The sequence below is a fragment of the Geminocystis sp. NIES-3708 genome (assembly GCF_001548095.1).
Classification (GTDB): Bacteria; Cyanobacteriota; Cyanobacteriia; order Cyanobacteriales; family Cyanobacteriaceae; genus Geminocystis.
Window position 1 is genome coordinate 579,543 of sequence record NZ_AP014815.1, and the last position, 17,648, is coordinate 597,190.

The 17,648-nt window shown below is 33.3% G+C and carries 10 protein-coding genes; 6 read left to right on the top strand and 4 right to left on the bottom strand.

Annotated elements, in window-relative coordinates:
* Window positions 1-95: 95 nt before the first annotated feature.
* Window positions 96-2,090 carry a glycine oxidase ThiO gene (gene thiO, locus GM3708_RS19690; protein ID WP_066343830.1) on the bottom strand — a complete coding sequence of 665 codons (1,995 nt, stop codon included), beginning with the start codon at window positions 2,088-2,090 and terminating at the stop codon, window positions 96-98.
* A 355-nt stretch (window positions 2,091-2,445) separates the two neighbouring features.
* Between thiO and GM3708_RS02420 the strand changes: the two genes are divergently transcribed.
* A complete protein-coding gene (locus GM3708_RS02420; RefSeq protein ID WP_066343831.1) occupies window positions 2,446-3,846 on the top strand; it encodes an SGNH/GDSL hydrolase family protein in 1,401 nt (466 codons plus the stop codon).
* A gap of 166 nt (window positions 3,847-4,012) precedes the next feature.
* On the opposite strand, the gene GM3708_RS02425 is transcribed toward GM3708_RS02420, so the two are convergent.
* From GM3708_RS02425 to glpX, 3 genes are all read right to left on the bottom strand, one after another.
* The gene (locus GM3708_RS02425) at window positions 4,013-4,330 is read right to left on the bottom strand and encodes a lipopolysaccharide assembly protein LapA domain-containing protein (RefSeq protein ID WP_066343833.1); all 318 of its coding nucleotides are present in this window, start codon (window positions 4,328-4,330) and stop codon (window positions 4,013-4,015) included.
* A gap of 148 nt (window positions 4,331-4,478) precedes the next feature.
* The gene (locus GM3708_RS02430) at window positions 4,479-6,071 is read right to left on the bottom strand and encodes a glucose-6-phosphate isomerase (RefSeq protein ID WP_066343835.1); all 1,593 of its coding nucleotides are present in this window, start codon (window positions 6,069-6,071) and stop codon (window positions 4,479-4,481) included.
* Between the two features lie 186 nt (window positions 6,072-6,257).
* Window positions 6,258-7,298 (bottom strand): class II fructose-bisphosphatase, encoded by a 1,041-nt coding sequence (glpX, locus tag GM3708_RS02435; RefSeq protein ID WP_066343837.1) that lies wholly within the window; start codon window positions 7,296-7,298, stop codon window positions 6,258-6,260.
* A gap of 348 nt (window positions 7,299-7,646) precedes the next feature.
* On the opposite strand from glpX, the gene GM3708_RS02440 reads away from it, so the two are divergent.
* The 5 genes from GM3708_RS02440 to GM3708_RS02460 all read left to right on the top strand — a co-directional run bounded on the left by GM3708_RS02440 (window position 7,647) and on the right by GM3708_RS02460 (window position 17,400).
* Window positions 7,647-8,285: a DUF3386 domain-containing protein gene (locus tag GM3708_RS02440; protein WP_066343838.1), complete on the top strand. Its 639-nt coding sequence runs from the start codon at window positions 7,647-7,649 to the stop codon at window positions 8,283-8,285.
* 759 nt (window positions 8,286-9,044) lie between these two features.
* Window positions 9,045-10,043 carry a DUF3298 domain-containing protein gene (locus GM3708_RS18635; RefSeq protein ID WP_066343840.1) on the top strand — a complete coding sequence of 333 codons (999 nt, stop codon included), beginning with the start codon at window positions 9,045-9,047 and terminating at the stop codon, window positions 10,041-10,043.
* A gap of 219 nt (window positions 10,044-10,262) precedes the next feature.
* The gene (gene gltB, locus GM3708_RS02450; RefSeq protein ID WP_066343844.1) at window positions 10,263-14,861 is read left to right on the top strand and encodes a glutamate synthase large subunit; all 4,599 of its coding nucleotides are present in this window, start codon (window positions 10,263-10,265) and stop codon (window positions 14,859-14,861) included.
* Window positions 14,862-14,980: 119 nt separating this feature from the next.
* Window positions 14,981-15,376, top strand: a complete 396-nt coding sequence (locus GM3708_RS02455) for an endonuclease domain-containing protein (RefSeq protein ID WP_071827568.1) — start codon at window positions 14,981-14,983, stop codon at window positions 15,374-15,376.
* A gap of 65 nt (window positions 15,377-15,441) precedes the next feature.
* Entirely contained in the window at window positions 15,442-17,400 is a 1,959-nt protein-coding gene (locus tag GM3708_RS02460; protein ID WP_066343845.1) for a hypothetical protein, read from the top strand.
* The last annotated feature ends 248 nt before the right edge of the window (window positions 17,401-17,648 follow it).

A 17,648-nucleotide genomic window follows, 5' to 3' on the forward strand; every position in this document is an offset into this window, starting at 1 on the left:
TTAATTGTGTATTTTATTTTCTCAAAACCTTGGTAACAATGGGTTTAAACCCATTGCTTCTATATAATTAATTTTGCATAAGTACTTATTATTTATTATTTCACTACACCAACAAGAGGCGAACTTGCTGACGCATACTCTTTTACGGGAATACGTCCTGCTTGATATGCAAATCTTCCTGCTTGGGTAGCTAATCCCATAGCTTGTGCCATCTTAACAGGATTTTGAGCTAAGGCGATCGCACTATTAATCAATAAAGCATCTGCACCTAACTCCATCCCTAAAGCGGCTTCACTGGGTGTGCCGATACCAGCATCAATAACTACTGGTATTTTTGCTTGTTCGATGATAATTTTAATATTAGCTAAATTCTGTATACCTTGTCCTGAGCCGATGGGAGAACCTAATGGCATAACTGTCGCACAACCAACTTCTTCTAAGCGTTTACAAAGGAGAGGATCAGCATTAACATAGGGTAATACGGCAAAACCTTCTTTAACTAACTGCTCTGCGGCTTGTAGTGTACCAATGGGATCAGGTAATAAATATTTAGAATCAGGAATAACCTCTAATTTGATGAAATTATTATCTTCCTGCCCTAGTAATTTCGCCATTTCTCTACCTAAACGAGCGACTCTGATAGCTTCTTCTGCACTCGTGCAACCTGCGGTGTTAGGTAACATCCATATTTTACTCCAATCAAGGGCTTCTGCTAATCCTTCATGACCGGGAGCGTTTGTTTGTACTCTACGCACAGCAACGGTGACGATTTCGCAACCACTGGCGATAACACTTTTTTGCATGGATTCCATACTTGGATATTTGCCTGTGCCTGTCATCAAACGAGACTTGAATTTTTTTCCAGCTATGATCAAATGATCATTATCATCAGAATTTGAGTCTATAAAGCCATTATTTTCACTTTTAGTAGAAAAATGACCTAAATTCCCATTCATGGAGGTTATATTGTTTCTATTAGAGGTTATATCAAAATTTTGAGGACTGCTGGGAGTAGGATAAGACATAATTTGGGGCTGAGATTTGTTAAATCGTTGGTAAGTAAAATGTTTTAATAAAGGATCTGCATGATGATCAATTACTAGGTTACTAATTAATTTAGCGGTAATGGGTGCAAGTAGGATACCATTGCGTTGATGTCCTGTGGCGAAAATCAAGTTATCAGTATCACCATAGCCTAAAATAGGAATTTCATCGGCGGTAGCAGGGCGAAAACCATACCAAATTTCATCTAATTGCCAACTTGCTAGGGGTGGATATAAACGAATGGCACGATTTAATAAACTATTAATACCTTCGGCGGTTGTGCCTTCTATCCAGCCAATATCTTCTGAAGTTGCACCCACGATTAAACGCCCGTCTTTTTTGGGTACGAGATAAGTATTTTCTCCAAAAATAACTCTTTCTAAGGGTTTTTCCGTGGCTATCTTTAAACTTAGCATTTGTCCTTTTAATGGACGCACGGGAAGAGGAAATAATTTACTTGACCATGCACCACTGGCTAAAATATAAGTATCAGCAGAAAATATACCTGATTTGGTGAGGACATTTTTAATTCTACCTTGATGACGGGTAAAAGCGATCGCCTCCACGCCTTCTTTAATATCAATACCTAATGACTTGGCTATATTTAATAATACGTTACCAACTTTGCGAGGATCAACTTGTCCTTCTTCAGGATACCAATAACCCCCCATAACGTCTTTGCCCAGATGTGGTTGATATAGTTGAATAGTGTCTTTATCTAACCAATTATCATTAATTGTTGAAGGTTGATGATAAACAGGTGCGATTATTCCACAAGGATTATAGTCTATATCTTGACCACTTAATTGTTCTAATTTTCCTGTCCATTCGGGGTATAAAGCAAGGGATTGCAACGCTAAATCTAAAATAACACCTTCTAACTGCTCTGCTTTTGGTGCTAACATTCCAGCGGCGGCGTTGGTAGCGGCTTGAGTATAGTTTTTACTTAAGATTGTTACCCCTAACCCTTTTAATTTTAATTCAAGGGCGATCGAAAGTCCAATAATTCCACCGCCAATAACAATAATTTCGTTGCTAGTTTTCATAATCGATAATTAAAATATATCGTTATTTTATCATTGTCATAAAATTCAAGCAAAAATTGATAAGATATTTTTATTGATAATCACAACATATTCTAAAAATTTCCATGGTTTTCTTTTCTTTATCTATCTGACAAACTAGCTTATGTTTTATATTTATACAGCGAGAATAATAACTATTTTAGTTTCCGTTAATTTTTCAGAAGGGGAGGATTTAAAAACAGTTTTTTTCTCAAAGTTATTTTAACATTGAGCTCAATATTAATTAGATCAAAATACATAATTCGATGACTTAATTATTGAAAAATGATTTAGGATCTCTTTATTACTAATAAATATATTTAAAAGAGAAAAAATCATGACTGTTATTTTTCTTGGTGATAGTTTATTCGATATTGGAAATCTCAGTTTTACGGTTGCCTCTTTAGGATTTCAACCATTTCCCAATCCACCTTACAATCAAGGTAAAGCATCTGATGGACAAGTTTTAGGAGAAGCTATCGCCGATAGATTAGGTATTAATGCTAATTCTTTGGTGGGTAACTCAACCATTTCTACTCCTCCGAATCCTTCAGAGAATAATGTTGTTTATGCTTTCGCTGGTGCAACTACGGGAATATTTGGTTCAAAACCTAATAATTTAGGTACAATTCCTATTGGTTTAAGTTCTCAAATACAATTATTTGAACAGAATTTAATTAGTGATAATAGCTTAAATAATTTGATCGAAGTTTTTATTAGTGCAGGAAGTAACGATGTTTTAGAAGTTATTGCTGATCCTAATTTTGTTAATATTTTCTTAACTCCAGAAAATGGTGATAATGAGCTGTTAATTAATAAAACCGTTGAGAATATTTTTAATAACATTAGTCAAGCCATTAAAAATATTGAAAATCAAATAGGAAATATTACAGTAATTGGTTTGTCACCGATAGGAAATACTCCTTTTGTCATTGAAACTGATAAAGAGATAGATAATAATATTCCTCTTGATATTAATGGACAAACAACGGCATTATTAAATGATATTTCCGCAAAAGTTAACGAAAAATTAATCACTACTTTTGATAATCAAAATAATGATATACCAAATGTTAAAATAATTGATGGTTTTAAAGTTTTTAACGATGCTTTAAATCTATGGCAAAATGATTTGACTACATCTCCTATTATTGATGTTTCATATGTAGATTATATTTCAGGAACTTCTAATCTGGGAGAAAATCTTACCATCGAACAATTTGCTTTTATTGACGGTGTACATCCTACATCTGCATTAAATCAATATTTAGCCTCTGAAATAGTTTCTATTCCTGAATTAAATACTCCTATATATAGTTTTCAAAATACCGATATACCAACCACTTTTTTGTATGTAGCAGAAGAAGAAAGAAAAAATATTCTTGACAACTATTCTAATTTTGCAGAAAAAGGAATAGCTTTTAATGTGGGCATTGAACCTAATGATAATTTAATTACCATCTATCGATTTCAAAATCAAGATATAGGAGGTACTTATCTTTATGTAGGAGAAGAGGAAAGAGGAAGTATTCTTCAAAATTATCCTAATTTTATTGAAGAAGGAATTGCTTTCTATGTTTATGGTGCCCAGAGTAATCAAGGAGAAAATATTTATCGATTCCAAAATCAAGATATAATCGGCACTTATCTCTATGTAACGGAGGATGAAAGACAAAATATTCTTCAAAATTCCCCTAATTTTATTGAGGAAGGAATTGCTTTTAAAGTCGTTTTTTAAAGTAACAGATTTTTGACTGAAAAAAATTATTTAATATTCAATTTTGAGTTAATGATAAATCCTACCACTTAAAAATAATACTTAATTTAGGTAGTGAAGAAAATTTATTTTCCATAAACTTAAGTCAAATTTTGTTACCAATTTCTGTTTAATATTTTCCTTATACTTAATCCCAATCAAAAATAGGATCTTTTTCTTCTTCAAAATCTTTTTTAAATCCTGATTTTTTCTGTTTTTTTCTATTCTTATTATTTTTAGATTGTGGCGAATTATTATTATTTTTAAATAAAATAGGTATTATTGAACCACAAACAAAACCTCCAGCCAAAGCAAAGGTTAATAATATCCCTACGGGTATTTTAATTGATTCAAAAATAAAAAATTTTAGACTGACTAATTGTATATTTTGAATAGAAAATACTGCTATTACTATAAGCCAAAATCCAACTATTAAACTGATTATAATTTGTTTAGTTCTATTCATATTTTTTTGAAAAATAATAAGTTGGGTTAGGGATACCGTAAGTTAATGAAACTAAATAATCACCATAAAAATGGAATAGTTAAGCTCAATAAAATTAAAGAATAAAATTAGTTAATGTTGGGTTTTGTTTCCTCTACCCAACCAACTTTTATTTATATTCCACTTGTAAACTATCTAAAGAAGTATGATCGCCTTTCAAAATAATTCCTCGATTATTAGCGGATAAGTGCCGTAAAATTTTATAAATTGCCTCTATTTCTTCTGATTTATCCAATTTTGTAGCGATGTCGCTTATTGTAAAAGATTCGTTACTATTTTTAACTAAATTTAATACTTCTGTTTGTAAACTTAAAATCGATGCCGCCGCTTTTTTTCCTGCTTCAACACCGGGTTGATGATAAGCATTGATATTGACTAAATAAGCATAAATACTTACAGCTCTTTCATATAAAGCAATTAAAGCACCCACAATTTTTGGGGTAACTTCATTTATGGTAACAGTAATGGAATCTCTACCATTTTCATATAAGGCTTTACGAGTGCCTTGGAGTAACCCAGATAGATAATCACCGCTAGTGACATCTGTTTCTAATTCGAGGGATTTACCTTCTCTATCCTTTAATACTTCGATAAAAGTAACAAAAAAGTTTGCTATTCCTTCTCGTAATTGTTGCACATAGGCGTGTTGATCTGTTGATCCTTTGTTACCATAAACAGCGATACCCTGATAAACTGTGTTGTCATCTAAGTCTTTTTCTTTACCTAATGATTCCATTACTAATTGTTGCAAATAACGACTAAACAACAACAGACTATCTTTATAAGGTAAAACTACCATGTCTTTTTCACCCTTCCCTTTTCCAGCATAATACCAAGACAAGGCGAGTAAAGCGGCAGGATTTTTTTTCACATTTGTGTCTCTGGTGGCAATATCCATTTCTTTTGCACCTTCTAACATTTCGTCAATATTGATGCCTTCTAAAAGTGCTGGTAATAAACCAACAGCAGACAATTCAGAAGTGCGCCCCCCAACCCAGTCAAACATCGCAAAACAAGCTAACCAATTTTCTTGTTTAACAGTGTGATAAAGTTTACTACTGTCATCCATCATGGTAATAGCAACAGCATGACGAGAAAAGTCTAATCCTTTTTCTTGATAAGCATTTTTTACTTCTAACATCCCGTTACGGGTTTCTGGTGTGCCGCCCGATTTGCTTATAACTAATACTAAAGTAGTTTTTAATTTAGTTCCTAATTTTGCAAGAATTCGATCTATTCCTGTGGGATCTGTATTGTCAATAAAGTGTATATTTAGACTAGGGTCAATAGGTGCTAAAGCCTGAGAAACAAATTGAGGACCTAAAGCCGAACCTCCGATACCTATAGAGAGTAAATCTGTAAATTTTTCTCCTTGAGGGGTTGTTATCGTGCCTGAATGGATTTTTTGGGCAAATTCTTTGATTTCTATTAAACTGTTACTGATTTCTTCCTTTATTTGTGCAGTGGGTGCAATATCAGGATTTCTTAACCAATAATGTCCTACCATGCGGTTTTCATCAGGATTAGCGATCGCACCTTGTTCTAATTTAGCGACAGAATCAAAGGCATAGGAAAATTTGGATTGCATGGAGGTATAAAAATCATCATCAAAACTCATGCGACTAACATCTACATAAATTTCTAAACCTTGATGATAGTAAAGCCAATCTTGATAGCGTTGCCAAAGTTGTAAATTATCCATAAATAACAGTCATGATATATTCTCATTCTTTCATTATCATAGACTTTACATGGTAAACGATGAAAAAATTATTAATTAATTAGAATTTTTTACGGTTTTTTTTTAACAGTTGAAAAAGAAAGTGTAAGAAAAAACTTTTTTGATTACGATAGGAGTACAGAATATTGCACTCCTACATTTTGACTACTATTTTAATTGAATAGTTTTAGGGTTATCAAACATATGAACAGTATCAACAAAACGAGCAGTGCTAGACTGACTAGAGATTACCAAACTTTGAGTTCTTGCGCCACCATGGAAAAAACGTACGCCTTCCATTAAAGTTCCGGGAGTAATACCACAAGCCGCAAATAAGACAGTTTCACCAGATGCTAATTCTTCGGCATTGTAAACTTTATCAGGATCATTAATACCCATACTACGTAAACGCTCAAGGTTACTTTCTTTACTTTCACCGATTAAACCAGTTTTGACGATTTCAGGATCATAAATTAATTGTCCTTGGAAATGACCACCTAAGCAACGCATTGCCGCCGCAGAAATCACGCCTTCGGGAGCAGCACCAATACCCATTAGGGCATGAATATTACTACCAGAAAAAGCACAGGAAATGGCTGCAGAAACGTCTCCATCACTGATTAAGCGTACTCTTGCACCAGCTTCACGGATTTCTTTTACTAAATCATTATGACGTGAACGATCCATTACGACAACAACTAATTCATCAATACTACGATTCATGCACTCAGCAATAATTTTGAGGTTTTCTGTAGCAGATTTGTTGATGTCAACATGACCTTTTGCGGCGGGAGGTGCGGCTAATTTTTTCATATAGAAATCAGGTGCTGCAAATAGTCCGCCTTTTTCGGAGATGGCTAATACTGCCATCGAACCATTTTGTCCGTATGCTACAAGGTTAGTACCTTCACAAGGATCAACTGCAATGTCAATCTCGATTAATTCTTCAAGATTACAAAAGTTACCAGCATCAGGGCGAGTACAAATACCTACTTCTTCACCAATATAAAGCATGGGTGCATCGTCTCTTTCTCCTTCACCAATAACGATTCTGCCACGCATTTTGATTTTATTCATTCTTTCCCGCATGGCTTCTACGGCTACTTCATCAGCGATGTCTTTTTCCCCTTTTCCCATCCATTTTGAAGATGCGATCGCAGCTTGTTCTACTACTTCAATAATCTCTAAACCTAAAGTGGTTTCTAACATTTATATCCTCCAAAGATATGTATTAACTTTATTGGTATCTAATTTAATAAAATATGGTCATCAAAAAGTTTATCAGACACGGGGATCATTTTTGAATCAAACTTGAGTTGATAAGGTTGAGATAGAAAGAATCAAACTTGTTTGAAATTGATGTTTCCTTTCCTATGGATTAATTCTTTTTCTACGGAATACAAAATCTGAGTAAGATTAAAAATCTTATAATATGAATAATAAAATTATTGTATGTAGCATCAATATTTTGTCTATCTGTATTTGTAAAGATAAACATCTGAAAACTTATTTTACAAAATTGCTATATAATGATTAATAAATATTAGAGGATCGAAAATGACATTAACCCTTACGGCAGAAACAGTTTTTAAATCAGCTTACGAAAATCGCTATACTTGGGATGCAGATTTTCCGGGCTATAGCTGTGACATTACCTTGATTAATCCTCAAGGCACTTATACCGCCAAAGGCGAAATTAAGGCGAACTTACAATTTGAAGTATCGGGAATTGAAGACGAAACAGCCAAAAAAGCTATTACTAGCCAACTATGGGAAATAACTATTCATCGAGTTAATCATAGTTTTGAAAAAAGCCATGGTGAAAATACTTTTAGTTTTGGTGCTAAAGATGAAAATGGTGCAGTAGAAATTCTCGTTGGCGGTGCTGGACAAGGTAACAAATATAAAGTGCATAATAATACAGTTTCTTTTGTCTATCGTAAAATTGGTAACTCTATTGTTGCGATTAATACTTTTGGAATTCTTAATACCGATGAGGGGTATTTATCCGAAGGTTACGACTCTATATATTTAGATCCTGAAACTAAGCAACCAAAAGGCGGTAAAACTATTTTTCAAGACACTTTCGAGAAAATTGACGGTTATTATATTCTTACTAATCGTCGTATTACTAATGAAGAAAATGGGCAATCTGTTGTAACTGAATATCAGTTTTCTAACATCATTTTAGGTTAATTTTTCATAAGCCTTGAATTTAATTTTGAGGCTTATATTTAATTTTATAACTTGTAAATTGGCTTAAAGCTAATAACGGAAGAAGTATTAATAAAGTTTTTTAGATTATTGTAAATTTATTAGCAAAAATGAAGATTTAATTGCCTATTATTTTTGGATTAATTACAAGGTAAATCATTCATTCTTAACAATTCCGTTCCTTCCGCCGCAGAAGATTTTTTATAATTATTCACAAACTTCACTTCTCCCAATAATCATAATCGCATCCTTCTCTTTCTAATCATTATCCTTAGAACTTTTAATAAAATTAATATATTATTGACTATCATAAAAAAATATACTAAGTTTAAAGTGAACAATGACAATTTGAATATAGATTGAAACAGTAATTAAACAATTGAGTGAAGATCAAATTTTACAACTACCACAATGGTTAGATGAATATTTAGATGATGACTAGGAGAAACAAATAGAAACAGATTTAGCACAAGGAAAATTAGATCAATTAATTGCAAAAGCAGAAGCAGATATTAAAGCTAACAACGTGAGAAATCTTGATGAAATCCTTTACAAAGTCTGATTTTTGGTAAAACATAGAAAAAGATTATTTAAAATCCCATAATTACTTTTTAGAAAAACTTGTAACTTTTTTGAATATTTAGTTATTTCAAGATATAAATTTAATAGTGCTTATTTACTTAACTATTGTGAGAATATTGTTTATCATTGGTTATTGCAAAATAATACTAAGAATTGAGTATGACAAAACGTCCAAATATTCCGGCAGAAATTAAACGTCGTGTACTTGTTGAAGCAGGGCATCGTTGTGCAATTCACACTTGTAAAAATCCAAATGTTGACATTCATCATATTATTCCTTGGGCAAAATGTCAGGAACATAACTTTAATAATCTAATTGCATTATGTCCTAATTGTCATAGAAGAGTACATAATGGAGAAATTGATCAAAAATCTTTGTTGATGTATAAAGCAAGTTTAGTTAAACGTGAAATAAAAGAAACAGATCTAGAAAATACACAAAAAAGTATCAATAATTTTTCTTCTAATATTGAGAGTCATCAATCTGTTTTGTTATCTGAGCAAAACAACAATGAATACAAATATTCAATAGATTTTGAGTATCCACATTTTATTCCAAATATGGGAGATTTAAGACAAATTAATGTTCTATTAGAAGCACAAGCTATTAAAGCTCTACTATGTGAACGATTGAGAGCATTTGAACAGTTATTTTCAGAAACGAATCACTCCGATAATCTTATATTAAAAAATTTATTAGAACAAGGAAACGCATACGCATCTTCTTTTAAAATAATAGTTCACACAGAAGGTATTATAACTATTCGTCAATCAATTTATTACTATTCTTCTGGTGCAGCTCATCCAAACCATTTTACAACTGGAGTTAATTATTTTCGTAACCCTTTAATATCTATTAATTTAGAACATCTGTTTACTGACTCATTAAAAGCTCTTGATGTTTTATCTGATTATTGTATAAAAATTCTTGAACTTGAAAATCAAGATTCTGAAGCTAATGAATGGGTTAGAGATGGTGCAGGAAGAAACTGGGAAAACTATGATAATTTTGTTATTGATGAAAATGGAATCATTATTTTTTTTCATCCTTATCAAGTTGGAAGTTATGCAGAAGGAGAACGAATTGTTGTAATTTCATCAAGATTTATTTTTCCTTTACTCAAAGAAAATACAAAACTACATTTACTTTGGAACTAGTAAATGAAATCAAGATGATATTTTTTTAATAAGTATTTTCGATCAACCCCCCTCAAACGTTAAAAAACTTAATCTTATGTTAAATTTCTGACAAAACATAGAGAGAAAATTCGTTAATCTTCCTATAATGTGTAAATAAACGAGTAAAAAAAAGAAAAAGCTAGACTTAATCATTTCTTTACATTTGCCCGATCAACACCAACAATTTAGGAAGCAATCATGACATATAGTTTAATACCAGAAAAACAAGGATTATACGATCCCCAAAATGAACACGATGCCTGTGGTGTGGGTTTCGTGGTGCAGAAATTCGGGAAGAAATCCCATGAAATTGTACAACAAGCTCTAACTATTTTAATCAATTTAGATCATAGAGGCGGTTGTGGTGCAGAGCCAAACACTGGAGATGGTGCGGGAATTTTAATGCAGTTACCCCATGAATTTATGAGCAAAGAAGCCGAGAAATTAGGTTTTGCATTGCCTGAAGTGGGTGACTATGCAGTGGGTATGATTTTTACTTCTCCTAATGAAGATGTAAGATTGAAAGCTAGGACATTATTTGAGCAAGTTGTCGCTGAAGAAGGGCAAAAAGTCTTAGGTTGGCGTGATGTGCCTACAGATAACTCAGATTTAGGTAAAAGTGCATTGATTTGTGAGCCTTATGTACAACAGGTTTTTATCGCTAAAAATCCTAATCTTGCTGATAGTCTAGCCTTTGAGCGTAAATTGTTTGTGATTAGAAAGCGATCGCACGCAGTCATCAAAGCAAGTAATATTGATGTTTATTGGTATCCAGCCACCATTTCTAGCCGTACTATTGTTTATAAAGGAATGTTGCGCCCTGAGCAAGTAGGCAAATATTACCTTGATTTGAATAACCCTGAATTGCAAACCGCTTTAGCCTTAGTGCATTCTCGTTTTAGTACAAACACATTTCCTAGTTGGGAAAGAGCCCACCCTTATCGCTACATCACCCATAACGGCGAAATCAATACTTTACGGGGTAATACTAATTGGATGCACGCTCGTCAAGCTTTATTTGAATCGGAGTTATTCGGGGAAGATATGACAAAAATTCAGCCTATCATTAACATGGAAGGTAGTGATTCCCTTATTTTTGATAATGCCTTAGAAATGTTGGTATTAAGTGGGCGCTCGTTACCCCATGCGGTGATGATGATGATTCCTGAGCCTTGGAGTGGACATGAATCCATGAGTGCAGAGAAAAAAGCCTTTTATCAATATCATTCTTGCTTAATCGAGCCTTGGGATGGTCCTGCTTCCATCGCATTTACAGATGGTAAGCAAATTGGTGCTATACTTGATCGTAACGGTTTACGTCCTTCTCGCTATATCGTCACCAAAGATGGATTAGTAATAATGGCATCGGAAGCCGGTGTATTGCCCATTGAGCCTGAAAGGGTAGAATCAAAGGGAAGATTGCAACCAGGGCAGATGTTTTTAGTGGATATGGAAGCAGGGCGCATCGTTGCCGATGAGGAAGTAAAGCAACCTATAATCACCCAAAAACCTTATCAACAATGGCTAGATGAACATTTATACACTTTAGATAAATTATCCTCACCCCCTGCTCTTCTTTCTCAAGGCGATGGAAGTAATGATGATCTCATGCCTTTACAACAAGCCTTTGGTTATACTTTTGAAGACTTGCGGATGTTATTAGTGCCGATGGCACAAACCGGTGTGGAGTCAGTAGGTGCAATGGGTGTTGATACTCCTTTAGCAGTGTTAAGCGACAAGCCCAAACTTTTATACGACTATTTTAAACAACTTTTTGCACAGGTAACTAATCCTCCTATTGATTCTATTAGAGAAGCAATCATTACGTCCGCAGAAACTACCATCGGTAGAGAAGGAAATTTACTCAATCCTCAGCCCGAAAGTTGTCATCTTATCGCCCTTAAAACTCCTGTTATCACTAATGAAGAATTGGCGAAACTGAAAAATTTAAACAGTGATGGTTTTAAAACTCATGCTATCTCAATTCTTTTCAACCCCAAAGATGGAGTAAAAGGGGTAGAAGATGCTTTAAAAGGGATTTTCAATCAAGCTGATAAAGCAATTAAAGAGGGATGCACCCATTTGATTTTAAGTGATCGAGGAGTAGATTATAACAACGCACCTATACCAGCATTATTAGCAGTAGCGGGATTACATCATCATCTCATCCGTAACGGCACTCGTACCCTTGTCGGCTTAATTTTAGAATCCGCCGAGCCAAAAGAAGTACATCATTTCGCCCTATTATTAGGCTATGGTTGCGGTGCAATTAATCCCTACTTGGCTTATGAAACCCTGAATCAGATGATTGAGGAGAATTTGTTGACAGGAGTTGACTATGATACTGCGGTTTATAACTACATCAAATCTATTACCAAAGGAGTAATTAAAATTGCCGCCAAGATTGGTATTTCTACCATCCAAAGCTATCGAGGTGCTCAAATTTTCGAGGCGGTAGGCTTAAATCAAAGTGTTATTGACAAATATTTTACCCGTACGGCTTCCCGTTTACAAGGAGTTGATTTAGAAGTCATCGCCAAAGAAACGATTATGCGTCATAGTCACGCCTTCCCTGACAGACAAGTTAACGGGCATACCCTTGATGTAGGCGGTGAATATCAGTGGCGTAAAGATGGTGAATCTCACCTATTTAACCCTCAAACTATCCATACCTTACAACAGGCAGTGCAACTGGGAGATTATCAATTATTTAAGAAGTATTCCCAGATGATTAATGATCATGGTAAGCATTACTTTCGACTTCGTGATTTATTGGAGTTTAAACAACGAGAATCTATCCCCATTGAAGAAGTTGAGCCTATTGAAAACATCATGAAGCGCTTTAAAACAGGTGCAATGAGTTACGGTTCGATTTCTAAAGAAGCCCATGAGTCTTTGGCGATCGCCATGAATCGCATTGGCGGTAAATCTAACACAGGGGAAGGAGGAGAAGATCCAGAGCGCTATACTTGGACAAATGAACAAGGAGACTCGAAAAATAGTGCTATTAAACAGGTAGCTAGTGGGCGTTTTGGCGTTAATAGCTTATACCTTTCTCAAGCTAAAGAGATTCAAATTAAAATGGCACAAGGTGCGAAACCGGGTGAAGGTGGACAATTACCGGGTAAAAAAGTTTATCCTTGGATTGCGAAGGTGCGTTACTCTACCCCCGGCGTTGGTTTAATTTCTCCTCCTCCTCACCATGATATTTACTCCATTGAGGATTTAGCGGAGTTAATCCATGATTTGAAAAATGCTAATCGTGACGCTCGTATTAACGTAAAATTAGTGTCAGAGGTGGGAGTAGGTACGATCGCATCTGGAGTTGCTAAAGCTAAAGCCGATGTAGTCTTAATCTCAGGTTATGACGGAGGCACTGGTGCTTCTCCTCGCACATCTATTAAACACGCAGGACTACCTTGGGAATTAGGATTAGCAGAAACCCACCAAACTCTGTTATTAAATAACCTCCGCAGTCGTATTGTAGTAGAAACAGACGGGCAAATGAAAACAGGGCGAGATGTAATAGTTGCCGCCTTACTTGGTGCTGAAGAATTTGGTTTTGCCACTGCACCCCTTGTCACTTTAGGCTGTATCATGATGCGTGTGTGTCATCTAAATACCTGCCCTGTGGGAGTGGCTACCCAAAACCCCGATCTTCGTGCTAAATTTACAGGTGATCCTGCTTATACTGTCAATTTCATGAAGTTTATCGCTGAAGAAATGCGAGAAATTATGGCAGAATTAGGCTTCCGCACTGTGGATGAGATGGTAGGACGTACTGATGTATTAGAACCTAAAGGTGCGATCGATCATTGGAAGGCTAAAGGTATCGATATTGCACCTATCCTTTATCAGCCTGAAGTTGATCCTAGTGTTGGTCGTTATTGTACCACAAAACAAGATCACGGTTTAGATCAATCCCTCGATATAACTACTTTATTGGATTTGTGTAAAGGTGCGATCGAAAATGGCGAAAAAGTTAAAGCCACCTTACCCATTAAAAACATTAACCGTGTCGTTGGAACAATCTTAGGTAACGAGATTACCAAAAAACATTGGGAAGGCTTACCCGAAGATACCGTGCATTTGCATTTTGTCGGTAGTGCAGGACAAAGTTTAGGGGCATTTGTCCCTAAAGGAGTTACGATCGAATTAGAAGGAGACGCTAACGACTATATCGGTAAAGGGTTAAGCGGTGGTAAAATTATCGTCTATCCTGACAAAAAATCTACCTTCCCTGCCGAAGATAATATCATCGTGGGTAACGTTGCCTTTTATGGTGCAACCAGTGGTGAAGCCTATATTTCTGGTATTGCTGGGGAGCGTTTTTGTGTACGTAACTCTGGTGTAACTGCCGTTGTGGAAGGAGTAGGCGATCATGGTTGCGAATATATGACAGGTGGACGAGTGGTAATTCTTGGCTCAACTGGGCGTAATTTTGCCGCCGGTATGAGTGGTGGTGTCGCCTATATCTTTGACGAAAAGGGCGATTTTGCTTCTCATTGCAACACGGAAATGGTTGGTTTAGAAACCCTCGATGATGCGTCAGAAATTGCGGAAATCAAACAATTAATTGTCAAACATCAACAATTTACTAACAGTAAAAAAGCTCAAAAAGTCCTCGATAATTGGGAGGAAAATATTAGTAAATTTGTCAAAGTAATGCCTCGTGATTATAAACGAGTTTTAGAGGCATTAAAAGAGGCAATTAATTCTGGATTAAGCGGAGATGAGGCGTTAAATGCGGCATTTGAAGCCAACTCTCAAGACGTTGCCAGAGTCGGAGGAAGTTAACCCCTCTAAATCTCCCCTTGAAAGGGGAGACTTTTGTATAAGATAATGAATCATCTATCAATAACTTATCTTATCTAAGTAATTCCCCTCCTTTAAAGGAGGGGCTAGGGGTGGTTAAAATGATTAATGATTCCCACGAAACAAAACCTGCATACAAAGCAGTAAGTAATCTGAAAGACAAAAAAGAATTAAGAAGAAAACTTCGTAACAATGCAACTCCTGCTGAAAGAAAATTATGGAGTGCATTACAAGGTAAAAAATTAGATGGTTTTAAGTTTAGACGGCAACATTCAATCGATCGTTATATTTTAGACTTTTTTTGTCCTACTGCTAATTTAGCTATTGAATTAGATGGTGATAGTCACTATACTGCTGAGGCAATGGAATATGATAACATTAGAGATAATTACTTACAAAGTGTTGGTATTATTGTGATTCGTTATTCTAATCAAGAAATATATGATAATCTTGAGGAAGTTTTAGAGAATATTAGAAATTATCTGAACAAGTTTTAGAGATATAGGGAAAAAACAATTAATTAATAATAAGTGACATTAATAAATAATTTGATAGACAAGATATGGATGAAAATATTAAAAATAAAATTAATTACTTTATCGATTACTGGAGGGATTTTTTAAGTGATAATAGTATCGAGAAATCTCAAATACATATGATTGTATATAATCCGCAAGAGTTGTTTAAAGAATTTGCAGATGAAATAAACAGAAATCAATTTAAGAAAAAAGATAATAAAAATTTCTTTATAGATACTATTAAAAGTTTTTCGGACTTACCAATAGAATCAATAAATTTTTTAAAATCAACATTAACTTTAATTCGAGGACAATTTAACGATCCTAACTATCAATATTTATTACACCTACTTTCTGAAATAACAAAATTATTATATGATAGTAAATTAGCTTTAAATTGTGTTGATGAACTAGAAAATATTTTAACTAATGATAAAAAAATTGATGATAATATTTTATTTAAAAAAGATGGTAAAAATTTATTTAAAGAAGATAAAATTCTATATCAACAAAAAGATCAAATAAAATTCTTAACTCAATTAATAATTTCTCAACTAATTTACCAAAAATATTCTCTTACAACTATAAAAAGAATAATTGAAGACATATTTAGTTCTTACAATATCAGTGATAAATATGATATAGGACGAGATTATGATAATCCCATTATTTATACAAAATTTCCACATAATTTAGTTCCTGAAAATGGTGATATTACTTCTGAAACTTACCAGAAAAAACTGAAAAGTTATTTAGATAATTTAACTATTAGTCAAAGATTGTTAGCAATAAAGAATTATTTTCATAAAGAAAAAAACAAGATAACTTATATATTGCAACTTGAAGGATTGAAAGCCAATACAAATTTAAACTTAAATTTTGGGAATGTTCTTATATATAATCCAAAAGAAACCAAACTAATCAAAAAACCTATAATTGAATCTCATGATGAATTTTTTGGAAGTCCAGATTTAATATATTGTAATGGAGCAGTTACTTTAGATGTTGTTGATTGGGAATATGGAAAAAAAGAAGCCATTATACAATTAAATCATGTAGTTGATTTTTTGGTTACGAATCATTCTGATTATAAGAGACCTATTAGAGTGAAAAAAGAAATAATTTATACAATTGATGATAATGGAAATGAAATAGGTAGTTCTTATAGTGCTAATGGAGATTGGATTTCTCATGAAGAATCTATTACGTTAGAAGAATCTGAAAGTACAAAGTATTTATCTGATTTTTACCAGTCTAAATTGATGAGTTTATCTAACTCTGTTGATAAAAAAATTGTGGAGTCTTTACACTGGAAAAGAAAAGCCATTGAATCTTTGTCATATAATGAAAAAATATTATGGTTTTGGGTTACTATTGAAAACTTAATTAAACAAGATCATGAGCGGACAGAAATAATATTTAAAATATTACCTAAATTATTAGCAACTCAAGAGTTGTATTACTATTGCTGGAAATATTTTTATAAACTACGAGCAATCAAAAATTTCGGCTATTTTGGATATTATAGAAAAATATTAAATATGCCAGAAGAATTAATACTTAAAATAGGATTGAATAAGGAAAATAAGAGCGTTTATTTAGGAAATTTAATAAATCATCTTGAAGATGTTATTAAATGTGTAAATGAGTCAGAATTGTTATATGAACAGTTAAAATATTTACAAAATATTTTTGCTTCTGAAGAAGAATGTATTAAACTTTTAGAAAAATTTGAAAAATTAGCGAAAGAAAAATTACTTTATGTATATAGAATTAGAAATAAAATAGTCCATAATGCGAGTAAAGAAGAAGCTATATTAAGTGAATATTATTTAGATTTTATTAGTTTTTCATCAAGAACGTTGATTCAAAAATTTATGGATAAAAGACAAAATAAAAATTTAGAAAATGTCAGTGATATTGTAAATGATATTATCTATGATTTTGATAAATTAAAAATAGAGATTAAAGAACAAGGAACAAAAATATTATTAGAACATTAAATCATTATTACATTAATTTATTTGATATTTATTGCTTAAATTTATTCCCAATTCAAGAAATTTTTAAGCTAATAACTGAGGAAGTTTGATCAAATTTTTTAAAAGATTAACTATAATTTAGATGATGTTTAATAATTAAACTTTCAGATAAAATGCAAACTACTTATCGTTTAAAAGCCAGTAAATGAAATCAACAAATTATTGAGGCAATTAAAACACTTTATGGAGATCAAGAAATAGAAATTATT